Below are 17,535 nucleotides of genomic sequence, written 5' to 3'. Positions count from 1 at the left end.
ATCCCTTGTAAGGGAGGTTTTCTCATGTCAGGATCAGTCGTCCATCGCCACTGACCCTCCCGCCGGCGCGCCCCCTCCGTCCCGCCGCCGACGATGCCCCCCAAGGAGTCGTCACATGCGTAGTCCCCTCCGGCCCCTCACCCGGCGTGGTCTGCTCACCGGGACCGTCGGCTCGGCCGCACTGCTCGCCACCGCGGGCACCCTGGCCGGCTGCGGGACCAAGGGCGCCCAGCAGACCGAAGCCGGATGCAAGAGCGAGGACCTGTCCGCCACCGAGAAGAAGGTCGCCTTCTCGAACTGGCCGCAGTACATGGACACCGACGACAAGGACGAGTCGAAGCGCCCGACGCTCGACGCCTTCGTCGCCGCCTCCGGCATCCAGGTGACGTACACCGAGGACGTCAACGACAACAACGAGTTCTTCGGCAAGGTGCGCAACCAGCTCGCCGGGTGTCAGAGCACCGGCCGGGACATCATGGTGCTCACCGACTGGATGGCCGCCCGGGTGATCCGCCTCGGCTGGGTGCAGAAGCTGGACAGGTCGAAGATGCCCAACGTCGAGGCGAACCTGCTGCAGTCGCTGCGCGGTCGCTCCTTCGACGCCGAGACCCAGCTCGCCGTCCCGTGGCAGTCCGGGCTGGCCGGGCTCGCGTACAACGCGAACGTCACCAAGGAGATCCGCACCGTCGACGAGCTGCTCACCCGCCCCGATCTCAAGGGCAAGGTGACGGTGCTGTCGGAGATGCGCGACACCATCGGCCTGCTGCTCCAGTCGCTCGGACACGACCCGGCCAAGTTCACGTCGGCCCAGTTCGACGACGCGCTGAACAAGCTCAAGAAGGCCGTGGACAGCAAGCAGATCCGGCGCTTCACCGGCAACGACTACGCGCCCGACCTGGCCAAGGGCGACATCGCCGCGTGCATCGGCTGGTCCGGCGACGTGGTCCAGCTCGGCTTCGACGACGAGAAGATCAAGTTCGTGGTGCCCGAGTCCGGCGTGATGCTCTGGTCGGACAACATGCTGGTGCCGAACAAGGCCACTCACAAGGCCAACGCCGAGGCGTTGATGAACCACTACTACGACCCGGCGGTGGCGGCGAAGCTGGCCGCGTACGTCAACTACATCTGCCCGGTGCAGGGCGCGCAGGCCGAGATGGAGAAGATCGACCCGGCCCTGGCGGCCAACCCGCTGATCTTCCCGGACGACGCGATGCTGTCCAAGGCCAAGGTCTTCATGGCGCTCGACGAAGCGCAGGAGAAGGAGTACGAGACCAAGTTCCAGCAGGTGATCGGCGCGTGAAGGGGCAGCAGACCCCGGCCGGTGACCTGCGGCTGGTCGACCTGACCAAGCGCTTCGGCGTCTTCACCGCCGTCGACGACCTCACCCTCACCATCCCGCAGGGCTCGTTCTTCGCCCTGCTCGGCGCGTCCGGCTGCGGCAAGACCACCACACTGCGGATGATCGCCGGGCTGGAGCAGCCCACGAGCGGAAAGGTGCTGCTGGGCGAGGAGGACATCGCCGGGCTGCGGCCGTACAAGCGGCCGGTGAACACCGTCTTCCAGAGCTACGCCCTCTTCCCGCACCTGGACATCCACGAGAACGTGGCGTTCGGGCTGCGCCGCCGCGGCATCCGCAAGGTCGGCGACCAGGTGGAGCGGATGCTCGCGCTGGTGCAGCTCGAAGGGTACGGCCGGCGTCGCCCGGCCCAGCTCTCCGGCGGCCAGCAGCAGCGCGTCGCGCTTGCCCGGGCGCTCATCAACCACCCGCAGGTGCTGCTGCTCGACGAGCCGCTCGGCGCGCTCGACCTCAAGCTGCGCCGGCAGATGCAGATCGAGCTGAAGCGGATCCAGACCGAGGTCGGCATCACGTTCGTGCACGTCACCCACGACCAGGAGGAGGCCATGACGATGGCCGACACGGTCGCGGTGATGAACGCCGGCCGGATCGAGCAACTGGGCGCGCCCGCCGACATCTACGAATACCCGGCCACCGCGTTCGTGGCGAACTTCCTCGGCCAGTCCAACCTGCTCGCCGCCGAAGCCGGCGGCCGTGCCGCCGGCGACGTGCTGGTCACGGCGCACGGCGCGCGCTTCTCGGTGCCCGCCGGCCGGGCCCGGCTCACCGACGGTCCGGCCTTCCTCGGCGTACGTCCGGAGAAGCTGCACCTGGCCGACGGCCCGGACCGGGTGCCGGCCGGGCACCAGCACGTCGGCGGCGTCGTCACCGACGCCTCCTACGTCGGGGTGAGCACCCAGTACCTGGTGCGCACCGCGTGGGGCAGCGAGCTGACCGCGTTCGCCGCGAACAGCGGGCTGGGCGGTCAGCTGCCGGTCGGCGCGGCGGTGACCGCGCACTGGGATCCGCGGCACGCGTTCCTGCTGCCCCGGGCCGCCGGTGAGGACGACCAGACCGCGCCGCTGCTCGACGAGCCGCCGGTTGGTGCGCTGCCATGAGCGCGCGCAGCGAGCGAATCGGCAGGCTCAGCGCGAAGGTGCCTCATGACGGCACGGAGCGAAGCGGAGTGGCGGCATGAGCGCGCTGGCCCACGTACCGGCCTCCGCCGGGAAACCGGCGCCGCCGCCGGTGCGGCGCAGCCGCCTCCTGCCGTACCTGTTGCTGCTGCCCGGCGCGGTCTGGCTGCTCGTCTTCTTCGCGCTTCCGCTGGTGCAGCTCGCGTCGGCCAGCCTCTACGACCCGGCCGGGTCGCTCTCCACCGGGTACGCCATGACCTGGGCGTTCAGCAACTACCCGGACGCGTTGCAGGCCTACTGGCCGCAATTCTCCCGGTCCTTCCTCTACTCGGCCATCGCGCTGGTGCTCGCGCTGCTGATGGGCTACCCGCTGGCGTACGCGATCGCGCAGAAGGCCGGCCGGTGGAAGAACCTGCTGCTGGTGGCGGTGGTGGCACCGATGTTCACCAGCTTCCTGGTGCGCACGCTGGCCTGGAAGACCATCCTGTCGGACAACGGCGCGCTGGTCGGGCTGCTGCGCGACGTGCACCTGCTCGGGTCGGACGGCCGGCTGCTGGCCACCCCGATCGCCGTGGTGCTCGGTCTGACGTACAACTTCCTGCCGTTCCTGGTGCTGCCGCTGTACGCGAGCCTGGAGCGGCTCGACCCCCGGCTGCTGGAGGCGGCGAGTGACCTGTACGCGAGCCCGGCGCGCGCGTTCGCCAAGGTGACGCTGCCGCTGTCGATGCCCGGCCTGATCGCCGGCACGCTGCTGTTCTTCATCCCGGCCACCGGTGACTACATCAACGCCGAGCTGCTCGGCACCCCGAACGAGTACATGATCGGCAACGTCATCGACTCGGCGTTCCTGGTCCGGCTGGACTACCCGCAGGGCGCGGCGCTGTCGTTCCTGCTGATGGCCGCGATCCTGGCGATCGTCTTCGTCTACCTGCGCCGGGCCGGCACGGAGGAGGTCCTGTGAGAGTGCGACGGTGGCTCGCCGACCGGTGGGTGATGGGTGTGGCCCTGCTCGTCCTCGGCTACCTGACGCTGCCGATCATGGTGGTCGCCGGTCTCTCCTTCAACCGGCCCTCCAGCCGGCTCTCCTACGACTTCAACGAGTTCACGCTCGACAACTGGAAGCAGCCCTGCGTCACCTCGGACATGTGCGACGCCGTGGTGCGCAGCATGCAGATCGGCCTGATCGCCACCGTCGCCGCCACCATCCTCGGCACGCTGATGGCGTTCGCGCTGGTCCGGCACACCTTCCGCGGCCGGTCCGGGCTCAACGGGCTGATCTTCCTGCCGATGGCCACCCCGGAACTGGTGATGGGCACCTCGCTGCTCGCCCTGTTCGTCGCCGCCGGGGTGCCGCAGGGCTTCTGGACCATCGTCATCGCGCACGTCATGTTCTGCCTGTCGTTCGTCGTGGTCACCGTGAAGGCCCGGCTCGCCGGCATGGACCGGCGGCTGGAGGAGGCCGCCATGGACCTGTACGCCAGCGAGTGGCAGACGTTCCGCCGGATCACGCTTCCGCTCGTGCTGCCCGGCATCATGGCCGCGTCGCTGCTGGCGTTCTCGCTCAGCTTCGACGACTTCATCATCACGAACTTCAACGCCGGCACCACTGTCACGTTCCCGATGTACGTCTGGGGCGCCTCCCAGCGCGGCATCCCGCCGCAGGTGAACGTGATCGGCACGGCCATGTTCGTGATCGCGTTGCTGCTGGTCGGGGCCACCTCGCTGCGCGGGCGGCGGGCCCGGCGGGCCGCCCTCGCGGTGGTCGCCACACCGGCGGGGAAGCCATGACACCGCCGCCTACCGGCCGGGCGCTGGCCGACGCCGCGCCCGCGTCGTACTGGCTGGACCGCCCGGTTCGCCCCGACCCGCTGCCGCCGCTGTCCGGGTCGCAGGCCGCCGACCTGCTGGTGGTCGGCGGCGGATACGCCGGGCTGTGGACCGCGCTGCTGGCCAAGGAGGCCGACCCGGACCGCGACGTGCTGCTCGTCGACGCGGGCACGTGCGGCTGGGCGGCGTCCGGGCGCAACGGCGGTTTCTGCGCCGCGTCGCTGACCCACGGGCTCGCCAACGGCGCCGAACGGTTCCCCGGCGAGATCGCCGAGCTGGAACGGCTGGGCCGGGAGAACCTGGACGCCATCGCCGCCACGGTGGCGAAGTACGACATCGACTGCGACTTCGAACGGACCGGCGAGCTGGCCGTGGCGGTCGAGCCGTACCAGCTCGACGGGCTCGCCGCCGACGCCGAACTGGCCCGCCGGTACGGCCACGAGGTGCGGCTGCTCGACCGGGACGAGGTACGCGCCGAGGTGGCCTCGCCGACGTACCTGGGCGGGATGTGGGACACCGACCGGGTGGCCCTGCTCGACCCGGCGAAGCTCGCCTGGGGACTGCGCCGGGCCGCGCTCGACCTGGGCGTACGCGTGCACGAGCACACCCGCGTCACCGGGCTGGCCCGCGACGGCGCCGGGTTGCGCGCCACCACGGCGGGCGGCGCGGACGCGGCACCCGGCGCGGTACGGGCGCGGCAGGTCGTGCTCGCCACGAACGCGTTCCCGCCGCTGCTGCGCCGGCTGCGCTCCTGGGTCGTGCCGGTCTACGACTACGCGCTGATGACCGAGCCGCTGACCGGGGCGCAGCGCGACGCGATCGGCTGGCGGCACCGGCAGGGGCTCGCCGACACCGGCAACCAGTTCCACTACTACCGGCTCACCGCCGACAACCGGATCCTGTTCGGCGGCTACGACGCGATCTACCACTACGGCAACCGGGTGGCGCCCGCGCTGGAGCAGCGCGAGGCCACCTTCGACACGCTGGCGTCGCACTTCTTCACCACGTTCCCGCAGCTCGCCGACGTGCGGTTCAGTCACCGCTGGGGCGGCGTCATCGACACCTGCACCCGGTTCTGCGCGTTCTTCGGCACCGCTTACGAAGGGCGCCTGGCGTACGCGGCCGGGTTCACCGGGCTCGGCGTCGGCGCGACCCGGTTCGGCGCCCGCGTGACGCTGGACCTGCTCTCCGGCGAGGACACCCCGCTGACCCGGCTCGACCTGGTGCGCCGCAAGCCGATGCCGTTCCCGCCGGAACCGGTCCGGTCCGTCGGCATCAACCTCACCCGCTGGTCGCTCGCCCGCGCCGACGCGCACGACGGTCGGCGCAACCTCTGGCTCCGTACTCTCGACCGTCTTGGACTGGGGTTCGACTCCTGATGCGTATCCTGCTCGTCGGCGCCGGTGGCGTCGGCTCCGCCGCCGTATCCATCGCCGCCCGCCGTTCCTTCTTCGAGACCATGGTGGTCGCCGATCACGACCCGGCGCGTTCGGCACGGGCCGTCGCCGGGCACGGCGACCGTTTCGTCGCGGCCACGGTCGACGCCTCCTCCGCCGACGCCGTGGCCGCGCTGTGCCGGGAGCACCGGATCACGCACGTCCTCAACGCCGTCGACCCGCGCTTCGTCATGCCGATCTTCGACGGCGCGTTCGCCGCCGGGGCCGACTACCTCGACATGGCCATGTCGCTGTCCCGGCCGCACCCCGAGCGTCCCTACACCGAGACCGGGGTCAAGCTCGGCGACGAGCAGTTCGCCGTCGGGCAGCGGTGGGCCGACGCCGGCCGGCTGGCGCTCTGCGGGATCGGCGTCGAACCGGGCCTGTCCGACGTCTTCGCCCGCTACGCCGCCGACGAGCTGTTCGCCGAGATCGACGAGGTCGGCGTACGCGACGGCGCGAACCTGACAGTCGCCGGGTACGAGTTCGCGCCCTCGTTCTCCATCTGGACCACCATCGAGGAGTGCCTGAACCCGCCGGTGATCTGGGAGGCCGGGCGCGGCTGGTTCACCACCGAACCGTTCAGCGAGCCGGAGGTGTTCGACTTCCCGGCCGGCATCGGCCCGGTCGAGTGCGTCAACGTCGAGCACGAGGAGGTGCTGCTCATCCCGCGCTGGGTGCCGGCGAAGCGGGTCACCTTCAAGTACGGCCTCGGCGCCGAGTTCATCGAGGTGCTGCGCACGCTGCACAAGCTCGGGCTGGACTCGACCGAACCGGTGCGGGTACGCGGCGTCGAGGTGTCGCCGCGTGACCTGGTGGCCGCCGCGCTGCCCGACCCGGCCACGCTCGGCGACCGGATGAGTGGCAAGACCTGCGCCGGCACGTACGTCACCGGCACCGGCCCGGACGGACGGCCGCGCCGCGTCTACCTGTACCACGTGGTCGACAACGAGTGGTCGATGGCCGAGTACGGCCACCAGGCGGTGGTCTGGCAGACCGCGGTGAACCCGGTCGTCGCACTGGAACTGCTCGCCGCTGGCGCGTGGTCCGGTACGGGCGTGCTCGGCCCGGAGGCGTTCCCGCCGACCCCCTTCCTGGACCTGCTCACCGGCTACGGTTCGCCGTGGGGGATTGAGGAACGATGACCCGGTACGGCCCGATGTACGGTCCCGACATCACGTTCCTCGGCGTGCCGCCGTGCACCGTCGAGGAGCCGGTCACGTACGCCGACGCGGACGTGGTGATCATCGGGGCGCCGTTCGACGGCGGCACCTCGCACCGGCCCGGCACCCGGTTCGGCCCGTCCGCCATCCGGCAGGCCTGCTACCTGCCGCACGACGGTTCCCGTCCGTCGCTGGCGCTGCGTGTGGACGCTCTGCAGGACCTGTGCGTCTACGACGCCGGTGACGTGGAGATGTTCGGCGGCGACATCGAGCGTTCGCTCGCCGCGCTGGAGACCGCCGTGTACGCGGTCGCCTCCGCCGGGGCGATCCCGGTGGTGCTCGGCGGGGACCACTCCATCGCGCTGCCGGACGCGACGGGGGTGGCCCGGCACCACGGGCTCGGCCGGGTGTCGCTGGTGCACTTCGACGCGCACGCCGACACCGGCGACGTGGAGTTCGGCTCGCTGCACGGGCACGGTCAGCCGATGCGGCGGCTCATCTCCTCCGGAGCGGTGCGCGGCGAGCGCTTCCTCCAGATCGGGCTGCGCGGCTACTGGCCCGGCCCGGACACGCTGGCGTGGATGGCCGAGCAGCGGATGCGCTCGTACGAGATGACCGAGATCGTGGCGCGCGGGCTGGACACCTGCCTGACCGAGGCGTTCGGCATCGCGACCGACGAGTGCGAGGGCGTGTTCCTCTCCGTCGACGTGGACGTTGTCGACCCCGGAATGGCGCCCGGCACCGGCACACCCGAGCCGGGCGGGTTCACCTCCCGGCAACTGCTCGACGCGGTCCGCCGGGTCTGTTACGAGCTGCCGGTGGTCGGGCTGGACGTGGTCGAGGTCGCCCCGCCGTACGACCACGCCGACATCACCGCGTACCTGGGCAACCGGGTGGTGCTGGAGGCGCTGTCAGCGATCGCCCGCCGCCGCCACGACGCGGAGTCCGGCACCCCGTGGAACCCCACCCAGCCGCTGTTGGACGACCGCTGACCGTTACCCTCCGAGTTTAGCTCGGGCTATAGTCAGGGCGTGGGTGCGGACGGGAAGCGCTGGTCGATCCGGGTGACCGGAGAGGTCCGGCACTGGCTGCGCGACCTGCGGGACAACGACCCGGCGTCGTACGAGAGCGTTCGGGTGGCGGTGGACAAGCTGCGCGGAAGCAGTCTCCGTAATCTGAAGGAGCTACGGCCCCGCTCCGGTCGGGACGTGGCGATCCGGGTGCTGTTCGTCTTCGATCCCTGGTCGCAGGCGGTCCTCCTGGTTGCCGGCAACAAGGCGGGCAACTGGAGTCGCTGGTACCGGCAGCACATCCCGGCGGCGGAGGTTGCCTACAAGGCTTGGCTCGACAGCGAGCGCGAGCGAAGGGGGGAGTCGTGACGGAGTTCTATCACTGGGACGAGGTCCGCGCCGAACTCGGCGGCGACGACGAGGCGTACGAGGCGGAGCGCGCCCGGACCGACGCGTGGGTGAGCGCGTTCCACCTGGCCGAGGAGCGCAAGCGGCTGGGGCTCACCCAGCGGCAGGTCGCCGAGATCATGGGGGTCACGCCCGGCCGCGTGAGCCAGATCGAGAACGGCGACCTCGACGTCAACGAGGTGGCCACGCTGAGCCGGTACGCCAACGCCCTCGGAGCCCGGCTGCGGATCATCTTCGACTACGGCGACGACCTCCGGCAGATAGCCTGACCGGAGGCCGTCGGCGTGGTCAGGGACGGGCGCAGCGGGGGCGCAGGCGCACGGGCTCGGTGGTCTCGGTGAGGGAGTTGGGCTCGACCACCAGGCGGGCGATCACCGTGGCCGGGCCGGGGCGGAATCTGCCCTGGTCGGCGGGGATGGTGGCGGTCCAGGTGCCGGCGGTGCGCTCGTCGGTGCACGCGCCGATCACGCCGAATCCGAAACCGGTGACCGAGCCGCGCCGCTGGTCGAGGTGCACCTCGATGTACGCGAGGCCGCGCTCGGCGCCGCAGTCGAACCGGCCACGGACGGTGGCGGTGTGCGCGCGCCCGTCTGCCGCGCCGAACCAGTTGACGGAGATGCTGGGGGAAGCCGCCGGGGCGGCCACGGCGGCGCCCGGCGCGAGCCCGAGCGTGGCGGCGGTGGCCAGGGCGGTGAGGCCGGCGGCGAGCACTGGCTGTCGGACCGGGTTCATGCGCGGGCTCCTGTCGGGCGGTGGTGGGACGCGACTCCGAAGTGGACGGCGTCAGCATCCCACCGCCGCGATGCCCGGGAGCTGCAAGATCTCGGACAGATCAGCGGTTCAGGTGGGACCGGATGAGGAAGCGGACGCCCTCCGGGGCCTCCAGGGAGAAGCCGCTGCCCCGGCCGGGCACCACGTCGACGGTGAGCCGGGTGTGCTGCCACAGCTCCCACTGGGCCTTCGACATCCAGAACTCCACCGGCTCGGGCACCCCGTCGACCGTGAGCGAGGCGAGCAGCACGTCCGAGCCGCCGGTGCGGAACTCGCCGGCCGGGTAGCACATCGGGGCGCTGCCGTCGCAGCAGCCGCCGGACTGGTGGAACATCAGCGGGCCGTGCTGCCCCCGCAGCGACCGGATCAGGTCGGCCGCCGCGGGGGTCACTGTCACCGGGTCGCCCATCAGAAGAAGCCCAGCTTCTTCGGCGAGTAGCTGACCAGCAGGTTCTTGGTCTGCTGGTAGTGCTCCAGCATCATCTTGTGGTTCTCCCGGCCGATGCCGGACTGCTTGTAGCCGCCGAACGCGGCGTGCGCCGGATAGGCGTGATAGCAGTTCGTCCACACCCGGCCGGCCTGGATCGCCCGCCCGGCCCGGTACGCGGTGGTCAGGTCCCGGGTCCACACGCCCGCGCCGAGCCCGTACAGCGTGTCGTTGGCGATCTTCACGGCGTCGTCCAGGTCGGCGAAGGAGGTCACCGACACCACCGGGCCGAAGATCTCCTCCTGGAAGATCCGCATCGAGTTGTCGCCCTCGAAGATGGTCGGCTGGACGTAGTAGCCGCCGGACAACTCGCCGCCCAGGTCGGACCGCTCGCCGCCGGTCAGCACCTTCGCGCCCTCCTGCCGCCCGATGTCCAGGTAGGACAGGATCTTTTCCAGCTGGTCGTTGGACGCCTGCGCGCCGACCATCGTGTCGGTGTCCAGCGGGTGCCCCTGCTTGATCTGCCCGGTCCGGTCCACGGCGGCGGCCAGGAAGTCGGAGTAGTGGCCCCGCTGGATGAGCGCCCGGGACGGGCAGGTGCACACCTCGCCCTGGTTGAGGGCGAACATGGTGAAGCCTTCGAGCGCCTTGTCCAGGAAGTCGTCGGAGGCGGCGCTGACGTCGTCGAAGAAGATGTTCGGGCTCTTGCCGCCCAGTTCCAGCGTGACCGGCCTGATGTTCTCGCTGGCGTACTGCATGATCAGCCGCCCGGTGGTGGTCTCGCCGGTGAACGCCACCTTCGCCACCCGCGGCGAGGACGCCAGCGGCTTGCCCGCCTCGACGCCGAAGCCGTTCACCACGTTCAGCACGCCCGGCGGCAGCAGGTCGCCGATCAGCGAGAGCAGGTAGTGAATCGAGGCGGGCGTCTGCTCGGCGGGCTTGAGCACCACCGCGTTGCCGGCGGCCAGCGCCGGGGCGAGCTTCCACACCGCCATCAGGATCGGGAAGTTCCACGGGATGATCTGCCCGACCACGCCCAGCGGCTCGTGGAAGTGGTAGGCCACGGTGTCGTCGTCGAGTTCGCCGAGCGAGCCCTCCTGGGCCCGGATCGCCCCAGCGAAGTAGCGGAAGTGGTCGATGGCGAGCGGGATGTCGGCGGCCAGCGTCTCGCGTACCGGCTTGCCGTTCTCCCACGTCTCGGCGATCGCCAGGGACTCCAGGTTGTCCTGCATCCGGTCGGCGATCCGGTTGAGGATCAGCGACCGCTCGGCGACCGACGTTCGGCCCCACGCGCCGGCCGCGCCGTGCGCCGCGTCGAGCGCCTTCTCCACGTCCTCGGCGGTGCCCCGGGCCACCTCGCAGAAGGTCTGCCCGGTCACCGGGGTCGGGTTCTCGAAGTACCTGCCACCGTGCGGCTTCACGTACTCGCCGCCGATGTAGTGGTCGTAGCGGGACTGCCAGTGGGTGGGGGCGTCGTAGCGCGTCATGGGTACCTCGCCGTCCGTCTGGGGTGGATGGCGGGCAGGCTAGTTTCCGGGACGTTGCAGGAACGTTGCACGCGGCAACGCGTACTCCTCGGCGAGCTGGCGGGCCCGCGCGAGCGCGAGCGGCCGGCGCGGCGCGCCCGGCGGCAGCGCCCGCGCCAGGGCCTGCCAGGCGGCCAGGTCGTCGGACCCGGCCGCTGTCGCGGTCCAGGCCGCCAGCAGGCCGGGGTCGGCGCCGGCCAGCACCGCGGCGCGCAACTGGCCGTCGACCAGGCGGCGCAGCCGCGCGACTCCCGGCGCGTCCGACCCGGGCAGCAGGGACCCGGGGTACGCGCGCAGCGCCGCCGCCGGATCGCCACGTTCCAGCAGTTCGGTGACGGTACGGAAGTCGGCGCGCACGGCCGGGCGCAGCCGGTACGGGCGGGAGTCGAGCAGTTCCTCGCCGAGCACGCGGCGCAGCCGGGACAGCTCGGCGCGCAGGGTGACCGGGTGCCGCCTGTCGTCGCCGTACAGGTCGAGGCCGAGCTGTTCCCCGGTGCGCCCCTCGGGATGGCCGACGAGCAGCACCAGCAACTCGCTGTGCCGCCGGCCGAGCCGGATGCGCCGGCCGCCGACGCGCAGTTCCGCCTCGTCGCGGCCGAGCGCCGACACGTACGCCACATCCGGCGCGGCGGGCGCGGCGCCGGCCAGGAACGCCTCGGCGGCCCGGGCGGTGGCCCGGACCAGCGCGAGGCTCTGCGGGTTGGCCAGGTGGTCCCCGCCGGTGATGTCGACGGCCCCGAGCAGCGCGCCGCTGACCGGGTCGTGGATCGGCGCGGCGGCGCAGGTCCAGCGCTGCACCGGCCGGACGAAGTGTTCGGTGGCGAAGATCTGCACGCCGTGGTCGACGGCGAGGGCGGTGCCGGGCGCGTTCGTGCCGGCGTGCGCCTCGTCCCAGCGGGCACCCGGCACGAAGTTCATCCGCTCGGCGTGCCGCAGCACCCCCGGGTGGCCCTCCACCCAGAGCAGCCGCCCGGCGGCGTCGCAGACGGCCATCAGGTGCGCGCCGTCCTGCGCGATGCCCCCGAGCAGGTCACGGAACAGCGGCATCACCCGGGCCAGCGGGTGCGCGGCGCGGTAGGTCTCCAACGCGCCGTCGGTGAGGTCGACAGGCGGCGTGGCCTCCGGGTCCAGCAGCGCGGACCGCTTCCAGGAACGGGCCACCACCTCCCGGACCCCGCCGGTGGTGGTGCCGGCGGCGAGGAACGCCTCGTGGGCGGCGCCGACCTGCGCGATCCGCTCCGCCGGATCCACGCCGAACTCCAGGGCGAGCCACGGGTCAGCCACCAGCGCCTCCTTCCGCCCATCGTGACCCACCTCACCCCCGAGCGCCAAGGCGCGGCGGCACGTATCGGCGACGACGTCCGGAGCGTCACAGGTGCGTCACGTTCCGTTGTGGACCGTCGACCGATCGAACGGTCCGGCCCTCCCGTCCGTACCACGCGTCGAACGACAGCGACGACGGGAGAGAACGTGAGGGTGCAGCGCAAGCACGTGCTGGCGGCGACAGTGGCGGTGACCGCGACAGTGGCGGTCTCGGTGGGGACCGGACTCGGTTTCGCGGACACCGCGCCGGCCGCGCGATCAGTCTGCGCCGGCTCGGTGACCTTCTCGGCCGAGGACGGACCGCCGGCCGCGACGAGCGACAGGTTCCCGGTGGGCACCCGGCTGCGGGTGACGAACCTGGACAACCGCAAGGTGGCCACGGTGACGGTGGCCGGGCCGTCCGGGAGCTGCGTGCTGCTGAACGCCGCCGCCATGGACCTGGTACGCGAGCCGGGCAAGAACGTCATCCGCCGCAACGTGGTGGAACGCCTCGACGGTGCCGCCGCCCCGGTGCCGGGCGCGCAGCCGGGTGAGACCCGGCCGGGCGCGGCGCAGCCGATCGGCGGCAGCGTCTGCTCCGGCGCGATCACGTTCTTCGCCGAGGGCGGTACGCCGGCCGCCACCAGCGGTCAGTTCCCGGTGGGCACCCGGCTGCGGGTGACGAACCAGGACAACGGCAAGGCGGTGACGGTGACTGTCACCGGACCGTCGGGCAGTTGCGTGCTGCTGAACACGGCGGCCATGGACGCGATCCGGGAACCCGGCAAGAACCTGGTCCGGCGCAACACCGTCGAGCTGATCCGCTGAGTTCCCGGGTGGAACACCATGGGCAGGCCCGGGGGAGGTCACGCCCATGGTGTTCCACGTCCGGGGTCAGCCGAAGGCGGCCGCCAGGATGTCCAGGCCCCGGCCCAGTTCGTCGTCGGAGATGACCAGCGTAGGCAGGAACCGCAGCACGTTGCCGTAGGTGCCGCAGGTCAGCGTGAGCAGCCCGGCCGCGTGGCAGGCCGCCGAGATCGCCGCCGTGGCGGCCGGGTCCGGCGTCAGCGTGCCGGGCTGCACGATCTCCACGGCGAGCATCGCGCCCCGGCCACGTACCTCGGCCACGCGTGGGTCACCGGCGGCGATCGCGCCCAGCCGCTCGCCCATCACCGCGCCGATCCGGCGGGCGGCGGCGGCCAGGTCCAGCTCCCGCATCGTCTCCATCGCCCCGAGCGCGGCGGCGCAGGCGATCGGACTGCCGCCGTACGTGCCGCCGAGACCGCCGACGTGCACCGCGTCCATCAGCTCGGCCCGGCCCGTGACGGCCGCCAACGGTAGCCCGCCCGCGATGCCCTTGGCCAGCGTGATCAGGTCCGGCTGCACGCCCTCGTGCTCGCAGGCGAACCAGTCGCCGGTGCGGCAGAAACCGGTCTGGATCTCGTCGGCGACGAACACCACCCCGGCCGCCGTCGCCCACTCGCGCAACGCCGGCAGGAACCCCGGCGCGGGTACGACGAAGCCGCCCTCGCCCTGGATCGGCTCGATCAGCAGCGCCGCCACGTTCTCCGCGCCCACCTGCTTCTCGATCATCTCGATCGAGCGGGCCGCCGCGGTGGCGCCGTCCAGCCCGCCGTCGCGCAGCGGGTACGACATCGGCACCCGGTACACCTCACCGGCGAACGGCCCGAACCGGTGCTTGTACGGCATGTTCTTCGCGGTCAGCGCCATGGTCAGGTTGGTCCGGCCGTGGTACGCGTGGTCGAACACCACCACCGCGGGCCGCCCGGTCGCGTGCCGGGCGATCTTCACCGCGTTCTCCACCGCCTCGGCGCCGGAGTTGAACAAGGCCGAGCGCTTCTCGAAGCCACCCGGGGTCAGCGCGTTGAGCTGCTCGCAGACCGCCACGTACGACTCGTACGGCGCGACCATGAAGCAGGTGTGGGTGAACCGCTCGACCTGCGCGCGTACCGCCTCGACCACGCGTGGCGCGGAGTTGCCCACGTTCGTGACGGCGATGCCGGCGGCGAAGTCGATCCACTCCCGCCCGTCCACGTCGGTGATCGTGCCGCCGCCCGCCCGGTCCACGTACGCGGGAATCGTGCTGCCCACGCCCCGCGCCACGGCCTCGACCCGGCGCTTGTGCAACTCCTCGCTGGTGGCCATCGGAATCAGCCCTCGATGTTGTGCATGACGTGCTTGATCCGGGTGTAGTCCTCCAGGCTGTAGACCGACAGGTCCTTGCCGTGGCCGGAGTGCTTGAAGCCGCCGTGCGGCATCTCCGAGACGAACGGGATGTGCGTGTTCACCCAGACGCAGCCGAAGTCCAGCCGGCGGGTCATCCGCATGGCCCGGCCGTGGTCACGCGTCCACACCGAGGCGGACAGGCCGTAGTCCACGCCGTTGGCCCAGCGCACCGCCTCGTCCTCGTCGGAGAAGCGCTGCACGGTGATGACCGGCCCGAACACCTCGTCCTGGATGATCTCGTCGGTCTGGCGTACGCCGGAGACCACAGTCGGGGCGTAGAAGAAGCCGCGCTCGCCGACCCGCCCACCGCCGGTGGTGACGTTCGCGTGGTCGGGCAGGCGGTCCACGAAACCACTGACCCGGGCGAGCTGGTTGGCGTTGTTCAGCGGGCCGTAGAGCACGTCGGCGTCGTCCGGCGCACCGGTGCGGGTGTTGCGGGCCTGCTCGGTCAGCGCGGCCACGAAGTCCTCGTGGATGCCCGGCCCGGTGAGCACGCGGGTCGCCGCCGTGCAGTCCTGACCGGCGTTGAAGTAGCCGCCCATCGCGATCGCCTCGGCCGCCGCCGCCACATCCGCGTCGTCGAAGATCACCACCGGGGCCTTGCCGCCCAGCTCCAGGTGGGTCCGCTTCAGGTCCGGCGCCGCCGCCGCGGCCACCTCCATGCCCGCGCGGGTCGAGCCGGTGATCGACACGAGCTGCGGGGTCGGGTGGGAGACCAGCGCCCGGCCGGTGTCCCGGTCGCCGCAGACCACGTTGAACACGCCCGGGGGCAGGTGCTCGGCGGCGATCTCGGCCAGCAGCAGCGTCGACACCGGCGTGGTGTCCGACGGCTTCAGCACCACCGCGTTCCCAGCCGCCAGCGCCGGGGCGATCTTCCAGACCGCCATCATCAGCGGGTAGTTCCAGGGCGTCACCTGGGCGCAGACGCCGATCGGCTCGCGCCGCACGTACGAGGTGTGCCCGGCCAGGTACTCGCCGGCCGAGCGCCCCTCCAGCAGGCGGGCCGCGCCGGCGAAGAAGCGCAGCTCGTCCACGGCCGGCGGCAGCTCCTCCTCGGTGGTGAGCTGCCGGGGCTTGCCGGTGTTGCGGACCTCCGCGTCCACCAGCTCCGCGGCCCGCGCCTCCACCGCGTCGGCGAACTTCAGCAGCGCCCGCTGCCGCTCGCCCGGCGTGGCGTCCCGCCAGGTCTCGAACGCGGCGGAGGCGGCCTTCATCGCCGCGTCCACGTCCGCCGCGCCGGAGACCGGGGCCTGGGCGAAGACCTCGCCGGTGCACGGGTCGATCAGGTCGGCGTAGCCGCCGTCCACCGGTTCGACGTACTCGCCGTTGACGAAGTTGCGCAGCTGCTGCTGGTCGCTCATCAGTAGTCTCCGTGAAGGTGGCCGGGGGGAGGGTCGGCGGAGGTTATCGCAATCTCAATGCCATCTTGGCTACTAAATCCGAGGCAGACAAGGGTTTGAGCAACTGTTTCCGCGTGGACGTCTGTGGTCTAGGCTGCCGGGCGTGGAGCCGAGAGCCTTCTACGTCGCCGGCCGCCCCGCCCACGGCGAGAGCGAACTGACAGCCACCCACCCGTACGACGGGCAGGCGGTGGGGCGTACCACGCTCGCCACGGCCGACCAGGTCGAAGCCGCGGTCGCGGGTGCCGCAGGGGTGGCCGCGGAGGCCGCGGCCCTGCCCGCGCACGCCCGCGCGGCGGCCCTGGACCACGTCTCCCGCCGACTCGCCGAGCGGGCCGACGAGGTCGCCGCCCTGATCACCGCCGAGAACGGCAAGCCGGTCAAGTGGGCCAAGGCCGAGGTGGGGCGCGCGATCTCCACGTTCCGCTGGGCCGCCGAGGAGGCCCGCCGCTTCTCCGGCGAGCTGCAACGGCTCGACACCGACCCCGCCGCCACCGGGCGGATCGCCCTGGTCCGGCGCGTGCCGCGCGGGCCGGTGCTCGGCATCACCCCGTTCAACTTCCCGCTCAACCTGGTCGCCCACAAGGTCGCCCCGGCGCTCGCCGTCGGCGCCCCGATCGTGGTCAAGCCGGCCCCGGCGACACCGCTCACCGCACTGCTGCTCGGCGAGATCCTGGCCGAGACCGACCTGCCCGAGGGCATGTTCTCGGTGCTGCCGCTACCGAACGAGCGCGCCGCCGAACTCGTCACCGACCCCCGACTGCCCGTGGTCTCGTTCACCGGCTCCGGGCCGGTCGGCGCGGCCATCCGCCGGGCCGCGCCGGACAAGCACGTCACGCTGGAACTCGGCGGCAACGCCGCGGCGGTGATCTGCGCGGACTGGTCGGCCGACGAGGACCTGGCCTTCGCCGCGCAGCGCATCGCCACGTTCTCCAACTACCAAGCTGGGCAGTCGTGCATCGCGGTCCAGCGGGTCTACGTGCACGAACGGCTCTACGACGGCTTCCTGCCCCGGCTCGTCGCGGCGGTGCGGGCGCTGCGCACCGGCGACCCGCGCTCCGAGCAGACGGATGTCGGCCCGCTGGTGTCGGTCGAGGCGGCGCAGCGCGTCGAGGGCTGGGTGGACGAGGCGGTCGCCGCCGGCGCGACCGTCGAGACCGGCGGACGGCGCGACGGCGCGACCTACCCGCCCACCGTGCTCAGCGGCGTGCCCGCCGCCGCCAAGGTGTGCGCCGAGGAGGTGTTCGGGCCGGTCCTGGTGGTCGCCCCGGTCGCCGACGACCGGGCCGCGTTCGCCGCCGTCAACGACTCCGCGTACGGCCTCCAGGCCGGTGTCTTCACCCACCGGCTCGACGTGGCGTTCGACGCGGCCCGGACGCTGGAGGTCGGCGGTGTGATCGTCGGCGACGTGCCGTCGTACCGGGCCGACCAGATGCCGTACGGCGGCATGAAGGGCTCCGGGGTCGGGCGGGAAGGGCTGCGCAGCGCCATGGACGACTACACCGAGCCCCGGGTCACGGTGCTGACCGGCGTGGCCCTCTGATCG

General features: G+C 72.0%; 17 protein-coding genes. 11 read left to right on the top strand and 6 right to left on the bottom strand.

Features of this window, described 5'->3' with window-relative positions:
* Positions 1–115 precede the first annotated feature (115 nt).
* The 9 genes from ACFYO8_RS22445 (at position 116) to ACFYO8_RS22405 (ending at position 8,585) form a co-directional block, all read left to right on the top strand.
* The gene (locus ACFYO8_RS22445; RefSeq protein WP_354865043.1) at positions 116–1,300 is read left to right on the top strand and encodes a spermidine/putrescine ABC transporter substrate-binding protein; all 1,185 of its coding nucleotides are present in this window, start codon (positions 116–118) and stop codon (positions 1,298–1,300) included.
* Complete coding sequence (locus ACFYO8_RS22440; protein ID WP_354865045.1) at positions 1,297–2,454, top strand: ABC transporter ATP-binding protein; 1,158 nt, start codon at positions 1,297–1,299, stop codon at positions 2,452–2,454. The genes ACFYO8_RS22445 and ACFYO8_RS22440 overlap by 4 nt, the downstream gene beginning before the upstream one ends.
* Before the next feature lie 76 nt (positions 2,455–2,530).
* Positions 2,531–3,433 carry an ABC transporter permease gene (locus ACFYO8_RS22435; protein WP_354865047.1) on the top strand — a complete coding sequence of 301 codons (903 nt, stop codon included), beginning with the start codon at positions 2,531–2,533 and terminating at the stop codon, positions 3,431–3,433.
* On the top strand, positions 3,430–4,260 hold the full coding sequence (locus ACFYO8_RS22430; protein WP_354865049.1) for an ABC transporter permease: 831 nt from the start codon (positions 3,430–3,432) through the stop codon (positions 4,258–4,260). The genes ACFYO8_RS22435 and ACFYO8_RS22430 overlap by 4 nt, the downstream gene beginning before the upstream one ends.
* A complete protein-coding gene (locus ACFYO8_RS22425) occupies positions 4,257–5,678 on the top strand; it encodes an FAD-dependent oxidoreductase (protein WP_354865051.1) in 1,422 nt (473 codons plus the stop codon). The genes ACFYO8_RS22430 and ACFYO8_RS22425 overlap by 4 nt, the downstream gene beginning before the upstream one ends.
* Positions 5,678–6,880, top strand: coding sequence for a saccharopine dehydrogenase C-terminal domain-containing protein (locus ACFYO8_RS22420; RefSeq protein ID WP_354865053.1), 1,203 nt, complete (start codon positions 5,678–5,680; stop codon positions 6,878–6,880). Before ACFYO8_RS22425 ends, ACFYO8_RS22420 begins: the two co-directional genes overlap by 1 nt.
* Entirely contained in the window at positions 6,877–7,890 is a 1,014-nt protein-coding gene (speB, locus tag ACFYO8_RS22415) for an agmatinase (protein WP_354865055.1), read from the top strand. The genes ACFYO8_RS22420 and speB overlap by 4 nt, the downstream gene beginning before the upstream one ends.
* 39 nt (positions 7,891–7,929) lie before the next feature.
* On the top strand, positions 7,930–8,277 hold the full coding sequence (locus ACFYO8_RS22410; protein ID WP_354865057.1) for a type II toxin-antitoxin system RelE/ParE family toxin: 348 nt from the start codon (positions 7,930–7,932) through the stop codon (positions 8,275–8,277).
* Entirely contained in the window at positions 8,274–8,585 is a 312-nt protein-coding gene (locus ACFYO8_RS22405) for a helix-turn-helix domain-containing protein (protein WP_013284175.1), read from the top strand. Before ACFYO8_RS22410 ends, ACFYO8_RS22405 begins: the two co-directional genes overlap by 4 nt.
* 19 nt (positions 8,586–8,604) lie before the next feature.
* Here the strand turns inward: ACFYO8_RS22405 and ACFYO8_RS22400 are convergent, their stop codons facing one another.
* The 4 genes from ACFYO8_RS22400 to ACFYO8_RS22385 form a co-directional block, all read right to left on the bottom strand.
* On the bottom strand, positions 8,605–9,048 hold the full coding sequence (locus ACFYO8_RS22400; protein WP_354865059.1) for a hypothetical protein: 444 nt from the start codon (positions 9,046–9,048) through the stop codon (positions 8,605–8,607).
* A gap of 100 nt (positions 9,049–9,148) precedes the next feature.
* Positions 9,149–9,496 carry a DUF779 domain-containing protein gene (locus ACFYO8_RS22395; protein WP_354865061.1) on the bottom strand — a complete coding sequence of 116 codons (348 nt, stop codon included), beginning with the start codon at positions 9,494–9,496 and terminating at the stop codon, positions 9,149–9,151.
* Positions 9,496–11,001, bottom strand: coding sequence for an aldehyde dehydrogenase (adh, locus tag ACFYO8_RS22390; RefSeq protein ID WP_354865063.1), 1,506 nt, complete (start codon positions 10,999–11,001; stop codon positions 9,496–9,498). Before adh ends, ACFYO8_RS22395 begins: the two co-directional genes overlap by 1 nt.
* Before the next feature lie 39 nt (positions 11,002–11,040).
* The gene (locus ACFYO8_RS22385) at positions 11,041–12,324 is read right to left on the bottom strand and encodes a transcriptional regulator (RefSeq protein WP_387257487.1); all 1,284 of its coding nucleotides are present in this window, start codon (positions 12,322–12,324) and stop codon (positions 11,041–11,043) included.
* A gap of 186 nt (positions 12,325–12,510) precedes the next feature.
* Here ACFYO8_RS22385 and ACFYO8_RS22380 point away from each other — a divergent pair, with 186 nt between their 5' ends.
* Positions 12,511–13,170 (top strand): hypothetical protein, encoded by a 660-nt coding sequence (locus ACFYO8_RS22380; RefSeq protein ID WP_354865067.1) that lies wholly within the window; start codon positions 12,511–12,513, stop codon positions 13,168–13,170.
* Between the two features lie 66 nt (positions 13,171–13,236).
* On the opposite strand, the gene gabT is transcribed toward ACFYO8_RS22380, so the two are convergent.
* On the bottom strand, positions 13,237–14,508 hold the full coding sequence (gabT, locus tag ACFYO8_RS22375) for a 4-aminobutyrate--2-oxoglutarate transaminase (RefSeq protein ID WP_355094091.1): 1,272 nt from the start codon (positions 14,506–14,508) through the stop codon (positions 13,237–13,239).
* A gap of 5 nt (positions 14,509–14,513) precedes the next feature.
* Complete coding sequence (locus ACFYO8_RS22370; RefSeq protein WP_354865071.1) at positions 14,514–15,950, bottom strand: gamma-aminobutyraldehyde dehydrogenase; 1,437 nt, start codon at positions 15,948–15,950, stop codon at positions 14,514–14,516.
* A gap of 142 nt (positions 15,951–16,092) precedes the next feature.
* Here ACFYO8_RS22370 and ACFYO8_RS22365 point away from each other — a divergent pair, with 142 nt between their 5' ends.
* On the top strand, positions 16,093–17,532 hold the full coding sequence (locus tag ACFYO8_RS22365) for an aldehyde dehydrogenase family protein (RefSeq protein WP_354865073.1): 1,440 nt from the start codon (positions 16,093–16,095) through the stop codon (positions 17,530–17,532).
* The last annotated feature ends 3 nt before the right edge of the window (positions 17,533–17,535 follow it).

The sequence above is a fragment of the Micromonospora sp. NPDC005257 genome (assembly GCF_042872445.1).
GTDB lineage: Bacteria > Actinomycetota > Actinomycetes > Mycobacteriales > Micromonosporaceae > Micromonospora.
This window is presented reverse-complemented; position numbering and strand designations above follow the sequence as displayed.